This is a genomic window from Psychrobacter nivimaris (assembly GCF_904846365.1).
Lineage (GTDB): Bacteria > Pseudomonadota > Gammaproteobacteria > Pseudomonadales > Moraxellaceae > Psychrobacter > Psychrobacter nivimaris_B.
On record NZ_CAJHAL010000047.1, the window covers coordinates 1 to 15,896 of the forward strand.

Genomic DNA, 15,896 nt, shown 5'->3' on the forward strand with positions numbered 1-15,896 from the left:
TCTAAAAAGTGGTCGATGCCAATCCGTAACTGGACGTCTGCTCTGAATCGTTTTATGATTATGTTTGATGACCGTATCAGTAAGCATTTAATCTAAATGGCAGTTACACAGAATCTGGGATGGTCTCAGATTGTTCAAAGTATCCTCATAGCTTTCAAGCTTGACAACTTTTAGGCAATGACTGATTCCTTTATAAGGGTTTACTATACTTTCGTCACTCTTGCTTTTTGGCAGTGTAGGCTTACCATTCTTCCAGTCTTCGCTATAGACAACCTTTTGTAGGCGTGGTTTTAGCACTGTATCAAAATACTCGCCTTGCTCAACTAAGATGTATTTACGATTACCATCGTCTTCACGGTTCAATGAAATTGTCGCGTGTGCGGTTGTACCACTACCTGAAAAGTAGTCTAAAATTAAGTTTTCTGAGTTGTCTAAGTTATTAGATAATATTTTTATAGTATCTATCACAGCATAAATTGACTTTGGATACGTAAAGCTATTGAGACTTTTAAAATAATTTTTTAACAGATTAGTACCGTTGGAAGTCGCCGAATATTTTTTATCGTCCCACCAAGTTAATGGCAGTACACCTTCATCGTTCATACGAGCCTTTAAATAAATAGCTTTCTCTTTGTTCCTATCTAAGTCGACCTTAAACTCTTCGACTTTTTCTTTAAACCTATCTACTCCCCATTTCCACCTTCTTTCTAAACCATTTTCATCAATAGGATAAAGTATAATTTCATTAGACTTTATAACTTCATTTATTATCCATTCCTTTTTAAACGCATCCCACTCTATTTCTGGCAGTCTAAATTTATCATCAGAAACTATAATGGGATAAAACATAGATGGTGCATCTTCTTTAGTGCCTCCATGCTTCCTAAAATTTACCCATTCAAATTTACCAGTTTGATCTTCTTCATTGTATCTTGCAGTTTGAGCTTCATTTCTTCCTAACCGACCAACTTGACTCTCTGACCCTTTGCCATATATGAGTGCATATTCATGAGCAATACTAACCCCTTTAGTCGTTGAACGACCAGAAGGATTATTACGTATTACAATATTACCTAGGTTGTTGTCTTTACCAAAATCATAATTCATAAGCTGTTGTAAATTAGCAACTTCAAGGTCATCAATTGTTACACAAAACAGTCCATTATTTTTTAAAAATTTTCTTGATACATTGTTTCTATCATGAATTAGTGAAAGCCAACTGGAGTGTTTATAACCATTTTTATAAAGAATCTCAGAAGCAGATGTATTATAAGGTGGGTCAATATAAACAGTATCAACTTTAGACTGGTATTTTTCTTGCATTAAGTTTAAAGCTTGGAAATTATCGCCATGGATGATCAAACCATCGGTCTGCTCATCCAAATCATCAATGCTATTTAACAACTTGGCTTTAAAAGACAAATCAAACAAGCTTGTATCAACCATTAAGTAAAGGTGTGATTGAAGATAGTCTTCGCTACCCCATTTAGATACCTTATCATTTCCCACTTTAAACCCAAGATCTTCCCACTGTTGCCATTGCTCAGGGTTATTAGCAATATCCCCATATAGCTCTTCATCAACACGGTCAAGCGTAATGCAATAATGGCTCGATACCACAAACTTCTTTTTAAGCCACAGCTTCTTTTGAAAGTTTTCTAGCGACGCTAAAAAGTCAATTAACTCACGGCCAATTTTGCGTAAGCACTTAATCAGCGCAAGCTGGCGCTCTATCTCTATAAAGCCCGAGCTATTGACCACATCATCTAAATGCATGACTTCGTTTTTGATATAGAAGTCCAGCTCATTATTTAAGAATTTACCTAAGTCTTTATGAATGAAATAATCGGCTGTGTTCTTTTGTGTATAAGTATCTAGATGCTTACGCAGTAAGTCACGATCAGCCTGTTTTTCGGTTGGTGCTGGATGCTTGAGTAAGGTTGCCCATGCTGTACTGACTGTGGTATTTGCCAATATATCGTCATGAGCTTCTGTATTGAGCTTATCTTGTCTGGCCTTGCTGTCCATTACCGAGTATTCAAACCATACCGTCAGCTCATCGCCAGCGTCATTAAGCTCTATAGGATGTACGGTTTCTTCATATTCCTCGCCTTCTTCATCGGTACGAGTTACCGTCTTTGGCTTAGAGAGAATAACGAAGCGACGGTTTTTATCATTGTCTTTTTGATTATCCTTCGCCGTATCAGCAGATAACAGACGGAATAAAACGGATTTGTCTGACTCACCTATCGAGTTGAAACGAATACGGTAATTGCTAAACATCTCACCTGACTTGGTATAGTACTGGTCTTTATTCGCCCAATGCAGCATCACCTCTTCGCCAGAATAAGGAATGGCATAGGTGTCGCCTTTATAACGGCGCTGACTGATAAAGTCGCCCTCATCATAATAGCGACTAAAAAAGGTGTACAAATGGCTAAACACTTGCGCTTGATCAAAGCTGCTATCAGCATGATCGCGTAGCTCTTGGTACTGCTGTCCAAGTGAGCTTTCGATAGCGGTTTCGTTGACTAAGTTACCTGCCTCATCGAACGCACGCTTACCAAACTCGTCCTTAATTTGATTAGTGATACTCTCAAGCTGGCTGTCATGAACATCGCTTTTGGCGTCCGTCAGATACGTCTCTACTTTGGCTCTGAGACGATTATCTAGATAGTCGCTAATTTCATTACGACGCGCGTTCAAAATGCGATAAATACCAAAATCTAGATCAGGACGATCAATTTGAAAGATATTTTTTAGTTTTTGATTAAGATTGGCATATTGGCTCATGGTGAGTCCTTCGACAGGGTTTTTATAGCAGCATTCTGTCATAGGCTTATGACAAAACGAGCTAGGCTAGTCTCAATTAATGAAACCAAACCTAGCTCTAAAATAGAAAAAAATTAGCCAAACATTATATCAGATCAGTACTTCAATAGCTAAAAAACGCTTGCTCCATAATAAAATTTATCAACTTATTTCACGTGCCAACGAATATGATAAAGCGTTTCAAATTGGCTTTTTTTGTGCATCATCTGCTCTAGATTTTCTATCAAGGTGTCGCGTCTTTCCTCAATCTCATCAGTCACATCAAAGATATTTTGACGAAGTTTACGCTGCTCACGTTCTGCCTTTTTGAGTTGTTCTTGCTTTTGTTTTTGCTCATCGATAGTACTAGCTTGGCGCGTCTCACGCTTTAAGCTGCGGATTTTGAGCTTAATATCATCAAGCGCTGACTCAGCCGATGCCATGTGATCATCTGCCCAACTTTCGATCTTTTCTTGCTCACGCTTAAAAAACACCTGATTACTATCAAGCGCATCACTCAATTTGTTTTTATGCTGAAACTCGATTGTATCGGTAAATAGTTTCGGAATAGCTGTCGTTATTTTATCTTCAAACACTGCTCCCTCTAAACGTAAAATACGCTCACAGATATCAGCATCCAATAATGCGTTGTCATCTGTCATACCCGTAAGTATTAAATGCTCTTCTTTAGCAAAAGAGTCTAATGACAGTAAGCTAAGCGACAACCATCCTGACTGCCCTACTAATGACTCAAGACTGGATACTTTTTTATCATAATTGCTGTAATCAAAGTTTATCTGCGCAGTCTCAGTGGGTAGGTGCTTTGCCGTATTTAGTACATACTCACCAAGTGGATGCGTCAGACGATATATGTAGGTATTATCAGGTACAGATTCGCCCTTTCTGATCAGCTGATAGCTACCAACCTTTATATCTACTGTAGGCGACTTATGCAGCGTAAAATTTAACTGATTAGGATGAAAGTCAGCATAGGGCGCTAGTAGTGCCCGGCTAATCGTCCAAAAGAAATTACTGATACGATCAAGCTGCTCTTCAGCACGCTGCTTATGGATCTTCAGCAATTCATGAATGTCTGCATCAAAATGCTTTAATAGAAGGTCACGAGTTTGTAGCATTTTTTGATTAATCTGGGCTTCTAGCTCAGACTGTAGCTGATTAAAACTTGCTTCAATCTCTTGGTTGGTACGGCACTTATCGTAGATCTCAAGAATACGTTTCTCAAAGTTAATACCGCTCTCTATCGACCCTAGTATTTCGTTAGACGCCCCAAACACTCCTTCAAATAAATCAAACTTTTCACTCAGTAGCTCCATCACTCTTTGATCAGCAGCATTACGCTCATTGATAAAGTTAACGACAACCACATCAAAAGCCTGACCATAGCGATGACAGCGTCCAATACGCTGCTCGACTCTTTGTGGATTCCAAGGTAAATCATAGTTAACCACTAAAGAGCAGAATTGTAAGTTGACACCCTCAGCAGCGGCTTCGGTAGCAATCATAATTTCAGCATCATCTCTAAAATAATCAATAAGCGCTGTACGTCTATCTATTGACGATGAGCCAGTAACTCGGTCGCTACCTACGTGTTTAGCTAACCATCTGTGGTAGATGCCAGTATTGACTGGGCTATTATTGCTACCATTAAAAGCGACTACCTTGCCATTAAAACCATGAGACTGCAAAAACTCTAAAAGATAGGTTTGCGTACGGCGTGACTCAGTAAATATCACGGCCTTTTTTGGTGCGCCCATTTCAAACATACGGGCAAAGCCGCGCTCCAATGCTGTTAATAGCGCATAAGACTTACGATCTTCATCAATTTCATGAGCTAAAGCAAGATACTGATCGACCTCTTTAATTTCAGATTTAAGTAAATCTGCATCAACGCCACGAGTTTCATATTCGCTATACTCGTCCTCGTCTTCTTCGATAAGCTCTTCATCTATATCTTCATCAGCAATAAAATGCTCTATCCATTCTGCATCAATGGTTTGATTGTCTAAAAGAGCTTGGAGACGGTTACGAATCGATTCTAATGTTGCTATAACAGCAGAAGTAGAAGACGCCAATAGCTTACGTAAAACAATGGTGATTAGGTGGCGCTGCTGTACAGGAAAGGCATAGCTAAACTCTCTTTGTAAGTAGCTATTAATTTGATCATACAAACGCTGTTCAACATCGCTAGGTGTAAATGGTACCGTTAAAGCATGGCGTCTTGTATATGGAATATACTCCAAAACATCCTTACGTAACGTACGATGGATAAACTGATCCAATCGGCGCTTAAGGGCTGGCAAGTTATCTTCGTTAACATATTGACGGCGGAACGCCTTATCGTCACCAAATAAATGCTCATCTATAATAGTACTAAGCCCATATAGCTCCATTAATGAGTTTTGTAGTGGAGTGGCTGTCAGTAGCAGTTTATTACGAGCAACTAGAGACTTTTTAAAGCTATTGCCTGTTTTATTACTTGGACGATGGGCATTACGCAGCCGATGCGCCTCATCAATTACAACCATATCCCAAGGTATTTTAGCCAGCTCATGCTCCATTCTGGTTGCAAATGGATAGGATATAACAGTGATCTTTTTATTTTCAAAAGGATTGTAGACACCTTCTTGACGTAACTTCTTCCAAGTAAACGAGTCTAGTACTTGTACAGGTAGGTTGAATTTATCTTGTAATTCCAATGCCCATTGCTTACGTAACGACGCAGGGCAGATAACTAATAAATTTCTTCTATACTCTGCCCAGTATTGGCAAAGCACTAAAGCCGCTTCGATAGTTTTACCTAAACCTACTTCGTCGGCTAAGACAACACCTCGACTTAAAGGATTACTCAACGCAAATAATGCCGCTTCAATCTGGTGTGGGTTTACGTCAACCTGAGCATCGAATAGCGACTGCGCAATACGTGCGTCGTCGGAGCTACTACGCTGCTTAGTAATTTCCCAAGCAAAATACTTTAATTGGTGGTTGGTTACCTTATTCATAATTCAAATCTTATTATTAGTCGCAACATAGAATTTTTATGCGTCGATCTTCAATCGCCAGTTATCAGCTAGAATGTCCATAAGCTCCATTTGACGTTTAGGCAAATCCTCTGGCTTCCACTGAGCATAGCCAATGACTTGTGTAGTCAGTGCATACGAAGAAACTCCTTTTCGACCTAAAAAGTAAGCATTTTTCTTTTTATCAAAATCGAAGTTTCTAGCACTTGAATTGCGTCTCTTATTTAATGGTACTAAATTAGCTAATCTATGTACCCATATTTTTCTTTCTTCTGCTACAGGCCACCATTGGGCCCATTCACTTTCCTTGTCTACTGTCTGGGGTAAAACGTGCTCAATAGTTAAGATAGTAGGATCATAAGTTGCTCCCCCATCTGATATAAATGCATCTAATCGCAATATTAAGTAGTTTCTTCTTCTTGATGTTAGATCGTAAATATCACTATCAAGCACCTTAATCATTTTATGCTTTTCATCATCTGTTAATTCTACCTCGTTTATAGGATTAGTAAGAGAATGATTGTTTTCAAGTGCGCTAAGCACCTTGTTATAACGTTCGATGCGTTGGTTTATGTTATAGGCACAAATATGCATAAATGCTGCCAGTCGCTCTAATCTTTCAAAAAACCAAACCATGTACTCAGGCTTAGCTTTATTATTCTTTATAAATTCGATTGCTGTTGGCACCCAATCAGAGTTATCAATTCTATTTAACCATTTTAAATACCTGTTAACTTCTTCGGCATAGGCTACCGCTACATAATCACTATTTTTTGCAATCAACAATGCTTCTGCATAAGGCTCTAATACTGCTGAAATTAGATCTTCAGGACTAATACCTTTACTTAATACGTGTTCTCTAAACTCTTCTAGCAACGAACGTTTTGCCTTTTCTTTAGCATGAATCATACGAATATAAGAAAACAAATCATTGAAACGACTCCGTCCAAGCTCGACCTCCATCTCTTCCCAACGTTCATTATATTTTTCTCTTTGGGCCTCTAATTCAACCATACCAATCGTATCGGCCTTAATGATATCAGTTGGCTGCAAGTCTAACCCTCGGCTATTCATTACTGAAAATATTCTAAAGGCTGATTTTTGATTAGGGGTTGATACCGCTACTAAATAACACTTTCGAAGTAGGAAAGCTGTAAAACTCTCAATTTGCTCTACATCATCACCAAGCTTTTCTGAAACGTACTTATCTAGAAGCTGACTATTGCGTTTGATATTTAGACGTGATTCATTCTCAAGCGCTTTTTCATCCATTGCGAAAAGTTCATCAAACTTTAGGCCTTGAACGTAAGATGCAAAAAAATCTCGATCTCGACTGCGAACAGTCAATCGTGGCTTACTCTCTAATCCTTCAAATTTATTCCCTGGCTCTAGTATGTATTGCAGTAGTGCCTTCCTATCATCACCCTGTAGTTTATTTGATAGCACAGCTAGTAGGATTGTTAAAGTGGTCAATCTTTGCTGACCATCAATTACTTCAGAATGAGGCTTATTTTCCTCCTTAATCAGAACAATACTACCAAGAAAATATTCCTCATCAGGTTCATATTGATAGAAACTATGTAAATCTTCAAATAACTCGGATGCCTGATCTATCGTCCATGCATATGGTCTTTGATAAGGTGGAATAACGTATTCAAAATCTGAGCTAAATATTTTTGATAAAGGGTAGTCCGCACCGCTAAGGTTTTTGCTCATTCGTAAACTCTCTATTAAAGATTAACTTATACATGATGATTATTGTTTTGTGATTATATTATTCGAAGTAGTCTACCATACGAGCTTGAAATATCCTTCTAAGGATATACTTCTGTCTGACATATTTAACAGCTCACGATCCTTGATATTGCCCTACTTCCAAACGTTTAAGCTGTAATCTGTCGGATAGCCTGCTAAGCTTAGATATAGCCATTCAACGTCATCCTATTAAATCTATATGCATGAGAATGAGGCGACCCCTTACAGCGCCCTACTAGCGGCTGCTTTTGATCAAGATAGTGATAGATGATTATTAACAAGATAAATACTTTTATCATTTCTCTGGAGAGACCCTTAAGCCCTTGTTTTATATATGTTTAATAGTGAAAAATAGCCTTTAAAGAATCTTTAAATAGTCTTTTAGCCTGTTTAAATAGTCTTTTATTCGAAAGACTATTTGCCTATTTCTATGAACGCCAAGTACCACCCTACACAATTTTTCCCTAACAAGATTTTGCGCATGAAATAGCCTTTTAATTGCGATAAAACTTTGATTGTAAACACAAAGTGGCTGAGGCCTTTTCTTCTGCCTAAAGTATATTACTTAGTGTATTAGATTAAGAAACCTCTCATAATACAAAAAAAATAAACCGCCCTACTTTTAAAGTTAGGACGGTCAGATAAATCTATACTGAACGTTCTGCAATCTTCGTATTAATCCATTCTGCAATCTCGCTTGCTACCCACACCACCCTTACCTGTGTCAGTTGTACCTTCTTAGGGAATGTTGGATCATAACGATCAGAATTTTCATTAACCATCTCATAAATCGTAGAACGACTAAGACCAGTATAGCTACCAACATCTTTAATACTCAATAGCTGTGGTATGTGATTACATTGCTCAATTACTGGCTGTGCTGCGTTTGAATTTTCCATGATTATCTCCGAATTATTGTATGGGAACATCTGTTCTCATACAGTCAGGGAGTCCTGTATTTTTTTATGAGACTTATATCGTCCGATAGACCTTATGCATAGAGTAATAAAAAGGAGCTGAATCATCAGCTCCTTTTTCTGTGTTAAAAATACTTTTAATAATAAGTTACATACACGACTATCTTAACTATTTAGAGCTTTCCTAAGCCTTTTGTTTGTGTAGCCTTTAGCCCGTTTATAAATATACTCTTCAATGAGATATAAAATAACTCGATCTTTGAAAAAACGCATGCTGATAAGACTGTGTTCATCTATATCTGATGGCGTACTCTTAGCTGAATCAGCTAGGATCGTACGCAGGCTTTCAATTTGAAGGTAGAGGGCATTAAATTCATAGTCTTCTAGAGCATCGACCAGTGAACCAACATATTCTACAACCATGGACTCGTAAACCTTGCCGCAAAATTCTTCTGTTTGGAACTTATAGCAAATATCATCCCATACATTTTTAAGAGGTTTTGTGGTTACCGTATCTTCACCAAAGCTCTGTAAATAACGTTCAGTCTGATTGGCAATTCTTTTAGATATTTTCTTAGACAGTTGTACTGAATTACTTAATGCCATTGTCTTTTCTAAATCCATTTTAGCTATCCTTACGTTAAACAGTAATAATCTGTTTTTAATATGCCGTTATGAAGAACTAGCACATTGTAAGACTTAACCTAGGTATTAAGCCACTAAAAATAAACCGATAAGAAATAAAACAAGCGACCTAAAATCGCTTGTTTCAACCTAACTAATTTACGCCGCATATCTTCCTCAATTTCTTTAGCTTACAGCTGTCACGCTTTGCAGCAGCCCTTGCTCAATGCTAGTCACGTTATGAGTGGCTAACCCGTTCTGATAACTCCCCTGTTGGCTATTGCTTACGTCATCTGTCTCCATGGGATAAAATTCTTCAGCCACATCAAGTAAGCCATCGTTATCAATTTCAAAGGATGAATTGACGTAACCCTGTTTTGCAGCCTCTTCTAGCGCTGCTTGATCAAAGCCGTGTTCGCTAAGCTCCGCATCAATTGCCTGCGCATCTTGCACTGCTTGCTTTAGTGTCACCCCATCACGTAGTGTCAAATCCACAAAGTAAATCGGCGTACGATAGCTTTGCGTGGTGCTTTTGCCTCTTAGGGTTAATTGCAGTGGTAAGCAGGACAGCTTATTGCCTGATACCGCAGCAAAGTAGCTCAGCCGTGCGGCAAGCGTGCGAATACTGTTAAAGCCTGTGGTGCGAAAGATAAACGTGCCTAACTCGTCGTCTTCACTCAGATTTGCGTAAAGTCTGCCATACGGCTTACAAGCACCGCCTTGCGCTAATGGGCAACGATCAGGTGACGGGCAAAGCAACGTTTCCACGCCATTGTTTGTACGGCGTTGACACTGCTCACCGTCACCCACGCATAGTGGCCGTCCGGTTTGTCTATCGAACAAGGTGTACTCAGCTCGCAGGTTTAGCTCAGGATCGTTAAACAACATGCGTACCGGTATGTGTCTCAGCTTACCGTCATTATTTGCGCGTAGCTTTTCATCGAGTGGATGGTTAATCCAGCCATCCTTATTTTGAACTTGGCTGGTGATAGTGAATTGATCGTCTTTAGCAGGCAAACGCTTGCCATCTTTTTGAATGACACGTCCAATACTGATACGACCTAAAACTGGTGGGGTTATGGTTAGACCTTTAATCATGGTGATATTCCTTATGGGTTTAATAAAATGTGTTTAGCCATAAAAAAGCCCACCGATTAGGGTGGGCAGTTATGCGCTTGTTTTGGTTAAGTGTAGTAGGTTTCGGCTTAGTCGTTTAAGATGACGAAGCGACGACTACCTTGCTTGGTTTTACTAAATTTAGCTAACAGCTCAGGATGCGCTTTGATAACGGCTTTGCTATCCAGACCGATACTATCTTTCGAGCGCTTCCAAGAAATTGCGCCTTTTTCAAACACAGCGACTTCATTATCGGCAATCAGTGTTTGCAGCTGGTGCTTAACCTGATCATGGCGCTGCTCTAACTCTTGCATGTAATCACGATAACTCAGCAGTTGCTCAAATAACTTATTGGCACCATCGTCATCTCGTAGATCAACCTTGCTTGAGGGTTTGGGCGTTGGATAAAGCTGCTTTAATGCTCGAGCTGCGGATTCTGAATGATCAGGCGTTGGTGGGGTGTCGGTCTGCACGTATTGCCAGAACAGACGCTCATGCTCCATGATGGACTCAATCAAGCGCTCATCCCGCTCAACCTTGTATATCTTAGCCTCGTGTCCACAAAGCAGCACGCAGATATGCGCCGCAGTTTTACCAGTGACCGCCAGCTGATGCTGCACTTGGCAGGTGACGTATAACGGCACGCCATGCTTCCAGAGCTTGGCACCATGTTCACCAGCGGTTTTGCACTCTAAAATCTGTACCTCACCACTACCAGTAATAGCATAGTCTAAATTTGCTAGCATGAATGGCTGCTCAGGATGCTGTAAGATAGCATTCACGCGGCGTACCTTATTGCCGGTATGTTCTTGATAGTATTTAGCGACCATCGGCTCTAAGGTATTGCCCCAATAGAGGGGTGAATAACCCTCAATGCTCTCATCGATGTCGGAGCTCATGCGTCCTGTCTTAATCATCCATAATTCCAGCATAGAGAGATACGGATGAATACCACAAGCAGCTGCTGCGTCAGAGCTGCCAATGCCTTGCTTGCGTACTTGTAGCCAGTCCTCACGGCTTAAATCTTTAGTATTAATTAAACGCTTGGCAGTCTTTGAAGTATTAGATTGGGCAGGTTTATCAGCAGTATCATTTTGCTTGGTTTTCACTACTGATGGTTTAAGCCTAACGGTTGCACGTTTGGTTTGTCTCGGCTGAGTAGTGCTGTTTAATGCGATCATGTTCATGACAAACTCCTTCGATAAATTGATTATTGGTATTAAATGAAATAAGCGGCATAAAAAACCACGCTCGAAGGCGTGGTTGATTGTATTTTCAGGTTTTAAATGTGGCTGGTTAAGCCAGCATCAGTAGCGATTCTTCTAAACCCTTTTGTTTAAGCTTAGCGCCAGAGCCAAACCAAGCGCCATCTAATCGATGGTCTCTCGACATCGCCCTGCGTTCATGATCGACGTATTCAGTGATACTACATAGCAAGCCGTAAGCGGTATCTTTGGCAGCATCAAGATCGGCTCCGCGACCTTGACCGTTAAACATGTTCATGACCTGATTCATGGCACGAGCATTGGGTACGGCGTCTTTTTCTTTCTTAGCACTGTTAAACAGAATGATGTCATTGTCCTGATCGTTGAATACACGGCTTAGATAATTGGCTGCTTCTGCTTGGGTCACCCGGCGCTCAGATAGCTGCTTCATCTCATAGCTGTGCTCATCCCATTGCTTGACCGACACACCCAATTGCTGCTTGGCCTTATCCGCATCAAAGGACGTAGAGTGCGGTACTTTTACTACGCCGCCGCTTCCGTTAGCTAAACTGATTGCCAAGGTGTTATTACACACCACACGAATGGACGTGAACTGGGCGGTGGTCGCCAGCGTGCCGTCACAAGCGGTTGCAAGAAGTAAGTAGCCATTACTGACATCTTTGCCTTTGAGTGTTGCTGACTGGCCTGTACGAGCCAATGCCCATAGCTTACGCCCGCCCTTCAACACACCAGCAGTCTCCAATTCAAAGTCAGACTGTTCCGTAAGATCACGATAGAATTCTAGGATCTCACGCGGCTGTACTTCTTGATAGCGCTGACTGACCACCGATAGCGGCTCGAAGTTATCGCTACGGTACAACACCTTCTGCTCTGCAAAGGGTAGAATCAGGTTATGCCCTTTGTCATTGTTTGCCATGTAGCTGACGTCTGATGATTCAATACGCCAATCCATACCCGCTTGCTTTGCCCAGACCTCGATAGGCTGCTTGGGTGATAATTCTTGACCTAAGCCATGCCAAGGGGTGTCGCCGACGTAGGCCATTGTCTCTAATAAATGTGCCATTATGATTTTTCCTTTTAGATTTGATTATGAGTATTGGCTATAGGGGTGCTTTAGATGGTGAAGGTTCTTGAGCAGGTATTGCAGGTATAACTGGGCCTTGCTGCTAGAGTGATCAAAGGTGGCTGCTGTAGCTTGTCTTTAGCCAAGCTGATCGCAGAAGCCAGTGCCGTACCTACTACCACACCAATAGCGGAATTGATTTTGTAATACCTACAGATACTCACACCAAGACCTGATAGGGCAGATTGTGAACACAGTTGCTCGAAGAGATTAAAGGGACTGTCAGTATCGGCAGTGCTTCTGACGTTCGCTGAATGACAGTGTGGGCAGATGGGTCTCATGAATAGCTCCTTTTTCGATTGCGCATAAAAAAGGCCTGCGATTAAGCAGACCTTTAATTAGGATAGTTTGGGGTTAAACAGTCAGGAGAGCGATGCTTCCTGACTGATCTCATAGGAATACTATATATCTAAAAATATTTTGTTATTCAGGCAAGCCTCTACGTTTTTTTGTACGATAAATACCATGACCAAAGGTACGCATGTTTGGTAACCAAAGTTTAAGTTGCTGCTCATTCTTGCTTGGCTTCGTTAGGTATAGAGCTGAAGCTAGAGCATTTTCAACTTCAATAGGATTATTTTGATGTATCATGCCGATACCTAGTTTGTCATGTTGCTTATACTGCTGCTTACGTTCTTTATCATGGTAGCTATAATATTCGCCTAGACCAGCGGTTACCTCCTTCCATTTCTCACCCACCTCTTTAGCAATATACCAATCATTCTGTCGCTCTGAACCATCATACATAAGCAGTAAATGACAGTGCAGCCCACCTTCTTCCCCACCTTGCTCAATAGCCCAAGCATTGCCTTGCAAATGCTCAAAGCAACTCTTTGGCTTGCAGTTTTTTGCTTTACCGATAAGCTCTCGAAACTTGCTCATGTGATAATTGAAGTCTTCAATGGTCACATGGTGGCTGGTTTCTTTTGCGTATTTTAGGTCGATACGTATAAAGAGCAGTCTTGAATAATGCCTGATTAGATTATTAATATAGCACCCTAGTTTATTTTTATTTTGAGATTCTTGGTAAATGAACGCATTACGTTCATTTTCAATATCATTTTTATAGCATGGCAGCATGTCGATAAAACGCTGAGTTTTATCATGATCCCAAATCACGTTTTCTGGATAAGTATCACCAACGATCGCTTGAGTGCTACTAAAAAATGATAAGACTGGCCGTGAATAAAATAGCTCACTATCGAAGTGAGTCATGAACGGATAATAAAATCCGTTCAGTTTATTTAAGACCTCATTAAAACAGATAGTGTTCGCTAGTATATCTGTAACAAGACTATGGACGTTTGCAGCAGCTAGCGGTTGGTTTAGGTGTGAGTAAGACATTATGGTATTCCTATGAAGTTAGTTTCATAGGGTGGGATCAGTCCGTATTTTTATAATGATGGTCGCTGAGAGTTATGCCCTCAGCAGTAGAACAAGTAGCTGCTGTGTTTAGATAATAATATAAATAACCCACTAAGGACGAGCTGCCGTAGTGCAGCTTTGTGTAGGCGAGCTCTAGAAATTATGGTGATAGGTAGCAGTGGATTATAGGACTTTAAAGACAAATGGTTAAAGTGGAGTTAGCTGAACGGCACTACCAATTAGTCTGAACAATTTTTCGCTATAATATTTTAGAAACAGGTGGATATCACAAATTTTTAAAGCTATCTACTCTGACTTAGAACTAGGTTTGATAAGCATATTTTCGCTATTAAACTACCACTTCCGATTAAAGCTGCTCATCATTATCTCTAGCAAATCCTAACTCAATAGTTGCTTGGCTTCGTCTACGCCAGTTTAGTATAGACTCGCGACATCCATCGCTTTAGCTAATCAGCCCATCGTTTAATACGTAATAAAAATATAGACTCTTACTGTAAGCTGGTATATATTAACTATAGGTAAATTATATCGCCTAATAACAAGGCCTGCATGTATTTATTGCTAGAAATAAACTATAAAAAAAACAATGTAAAACCTTATAAAAACTAGTTTTTGTATTGTGTTTTTCTATAATCTTTTATGAGGAAATGACATGGTGGATGGACAATTAACTAGGCTTCCTGACAACCAGCACTATCCATTTGATCAAGGATCAATGGAGTATCATAATTCTCAATACTTGAGAACTATGTCAGACTTGTACATAAAAAGTATAAGATCTGGGACTAAGCGTATTGAAGATTACTTCAAAGAATTAGATAAAATGAGTGTTACGGATGCAAAATCCCTACTATATACGTATAATATTTTACTTAATAAAAGTTGGGAAAATATAAATTATGACAATGATGATTATAAAAACTTATTGATCAAAGAGCTTAAAACCTGGAGTTCACCCATTGATAAATTTAATGAGTTATTGGATGTTAGAGCAACGAAGGTTTTACCAAAAAGTTATCTTGACTGGTTTAAAAATGATCTACGATGCTCACTTTTTATCACCAATCTTATCTATAATGTTTTTAAAAACTCAGCTTTTAAAGGTAAGGATGAGCTAATAACAGCAATTACAAGTTTTTTGCCATATAACATTATTTATTTTAATAGCCATGTAAATAACGAATTTGGTTATTTCAATAGAGTACAGATAATAGATGATTGGAAAGTTTCGAATTTACTCTCGATAAAATCCACGTATTTGAAAGGCCGTACACCTGATAAAGAATTAAAATGGCTTGATGTTGCTAACCATAATCAAATTGAATGGGTATATAGCTATATAGATAATGACAAGGATCAGCCTATAATCCTCAAGGATGTATTTTTCCCAGAGACTTTTGAAGAGAAATATGAGCTGGTACTAGCCCATTTAGACACACTATCAAACATTGAAAGCCCTAACATAGGAACTGAAAAGAATAAAGGTTACTCTGAGCGTAGCTATATGTTATACAAAATGAGAAAAGCTTGGGATGGTCGAAAAAATTATAGCTCTAAAAACGAAGAAGGCGATGGCATTATAAAAATATATAAGAAAAATCAGACTAAGTTAGAAAAACTTATAGCCTTTAGTGGCTTTACCGCTCAGAAAATGATAAACAATTCTATCGAACAGATGTATGATCAGCTTATTAAAGATGATACTGAAGCAGTAGATAAGAGCCTTTCCTAAAAAGTGTGTAACTGCTTATAATCCACTAACAGGAGAATAAGCAATGACTAACCAATCTGACATCAAGAAACTGGCTGAGCAAATGGCCAGCAGCATGAAAAGCTTCGATGACATCAAAGACTTTCAAAAGCAGCTCATGCAGTCCTTCATCGACACTGCCCTAAAAGC

At 39.5% G+C, this 15,896-nt stretch carries 11 protein-coding genes and 1 pseudogene; 2 read left to right on the plus strand and 10 right to left on the minus strand.

What is annotated here, in order from left to right; genetic code table 11:
• Positions 1-87 precede the first annotated feature (87 nt).
• The 10 genes from JMX63_RS13540 to JMX63_RS13585 form a co-directional block, all read right to left on the minus strand.
• A complete protein-coding gene (locus tag JMX63_RS13540; protein ID WP_201572967.1) occupies positions 88-2,793 on the minus strand; it encodes a site-specific DNA-methyltransferase in 2,706 nt (901 codons plus the stop codon).
• 185 nt (positions 2,794-2,978) lie between these two features.
• Positions 2,979-5,831 (minus strand): SNF2-related protein, encoded by a 2,853-nt coding sequence (locus JMX63_RS13545; RefSeq protein WP_201510364.1) that lies wholly within the window; start codon positions 5,829-5,831, stop codon positions 2,979-2,981.
• A 36-nt stretch (positions 5,832-5,867) separates the two neighbouring features.
• Entirely contained in the window at positions 5,868-7,565 is a 1,698-nt protein-coding gene (locus JMX63_RS13550) for a DUF262 domain-containing protein (RefSeq protein WP_101204332.1), read from the minus strand.
• Positions 7,566-8,251: 686 nt separating this feature from the next.
• Positions 8,252-8,503, minus strand: coding sequence for a helix-turn-helix transcriptional regulator (locus JMX63_RS13555; RefSeq protein ID WP_068326701.1), 252 nt, complete (start codon positions 8,501-8,503; stop codon positions 8,252-8,254).
• A gap of 183 nt (positions 8,504-8,686) precedes the next feature.
• The gene (locus JMX63_RS13560; protein ID WP_068326698.1) at positions 8,687-9,145 is read right to left on the minus strand and encodes a hypothetical protein; all 459 of its coding nucleotides are present in this window, start codon (positions 9,143-9,145) and stop codon (positions 8,687-8,689) included.
• A 186-nt stretch (positions 9,146-9,331) separates the two neighbouring features.
• Positions 9,332-10,243 carry a recombination directionality factor gene (locus tag JMX63_RS13565; protein WP_101204331.1) on the minus strand — a complete coding sequence of 304 codons (912 nt, stop codon included), beginning with the start codon at positions 10,241-10,243 and terminating at the stop codon, positions 9,332-9,334.
• 107 nt (positions 10,244-10,350) lie between these two features.
• A complete protein-coding gene (locus JMX63_RS13570) occupies positions 10,351-11,448 on the minus strand; it encodes a YqaJ viral recombinase family nuclease (protein WP_068326692.1) in 1,098 nt (365 codons plus the stop codon).
• Between the two features lie 109 nt (positions 11,449-11,557).
• Complete coding sequence (locus tag JMX63_RS13575; protein ID WP_102090283.1) at positions 11,558-12,550, minus strand: DUF932 domain-containing protein; 993 nt, start codon at positions 12,548-12,550, stop codon at positions 11,558-11,560.
• A gap of 50 nt (positions 12,551-12,600) precedes the next feature.
• Complete coding sequence (locus JMX63_RS13580) at positions 12,601-12,891, minus strand: hypothetical protein (RefSeq protein ID WP_201510365.1); 291 nt, start codon at positions 12,889-12,891, stop codon at positions 12,601-12,603.
• Positions 12,892-13,033: 142 nt separating this feature from the next.
• Positions 13,034-13,954 carry a YagK/YfjJ domain-containing protein gene (locus tag JMX63_RS13585; RefSeq protein ID WP_068034978.1) on the minus strand — a complete coding sequence of 307 codons (921 nt, stop codon included), beginning with the start codon at positions 13,952-13,954 and terminating at the stop codon, positions 13,034-13,036.
• Between the two features lie 694 nt (positions 13,955-14,648).
• Between JMX63_RS13585 and JMX63_RS13590 the strand changes: the two genes are divergently transcribed.
• Both JMX63_RS13590 and JMX63_RS14750 read left to right on the plus strand, forming a co-directional pair.
• Entirely contained in the window at positions 14,649-15,728 is a 1,080-nt protein-coding gene (locus tag JMX63_RS13590) for a hypothetical protein (protein WP_068034977.1), read from the plus strand.
• Positions 15,729-15,771: 43 nt separating this feature from the next.
• Positions 15,772-15,896 (plus strand): annotated as a pseudogene (locus JMX63_RS14750) (IS256 family transposase); the annotation flags it as partial.

Coding starts and splice junctions, on each gene's coding strand:
- JMX63_RS13540 (WP_201572967.1), bottom strand. CDS start 2,793: ATGAGCCAATATGCCAATCTTAATCAAAAACTAAAAAATATCTTTCAA.
- JMX63_RS13545 (WP_201510364.1), bottom strand. CDS start 5,831: ATGAATAAGGTAACCAACCACCAATTAAAGTATTTTGCTTGGGAAATT.
- JMX63_RS13550 (WP_101204332.1), bottom strand. CDS start 7,565: ATGAGCAAAAACCTTAGCGGTGCGGACTACCCTTTATCAAAAATATTT.
- JMX63_RS13555 (WP_068326701.1), bottom strand. CDS start 8,503: ATGGAAAATTCAAACGCAGCACAGCCAGTAATTGAGCAATGTAATCAC.
- JMX63_RS13560 (WP_068326698.1), bottom strand. CDS start 9,145: ATGGATTTAGAAAAGACAATGGCATTAAGTAATTCAGTACAACTGTCT.
- JMX63_RS13565 (WP_101204331.1), bottom strand. CDS start 10,243: ATGATTAAAGGTCTAACCATAACCCCACCAGTTTTAGGTCGTATCAGT.
- JMX63_RS13570 (WP_068326692.1), bottom strand. CDS start 11,448: ATGAACATGATCGCATTAAACAGCACTACTCAGCCGAGACAAACCAAA.
- JMX63_RS13575 (WP_102090283.1), bottom strand. CDS start 12,550: ATGGCACATTTATTAGAGACAATGGCCTACGTCGGCGACACCCCTTGG.
- JMX63_RS13580 (WP_201510365.1), bottom strand. CDS start 12,891: ATGAGACCCATCTGCCCACACTGTCATTCAGCGAACGTCAGAAGCACT.
- JMX63_RS13585 (WP_068034978.1), bottom strand. CDS start 13,954: ATGTCTTACTCACACCTAAACCAACCGCTAGCTGCTGCAAACGTCCAT.
- JMX63_RS13590 (WP_068034977.1), top strand. CDS start 14,649: ATGGTGGATGGACAATTAACTAGGCTTCCTGACAACCAGCACTATCCA.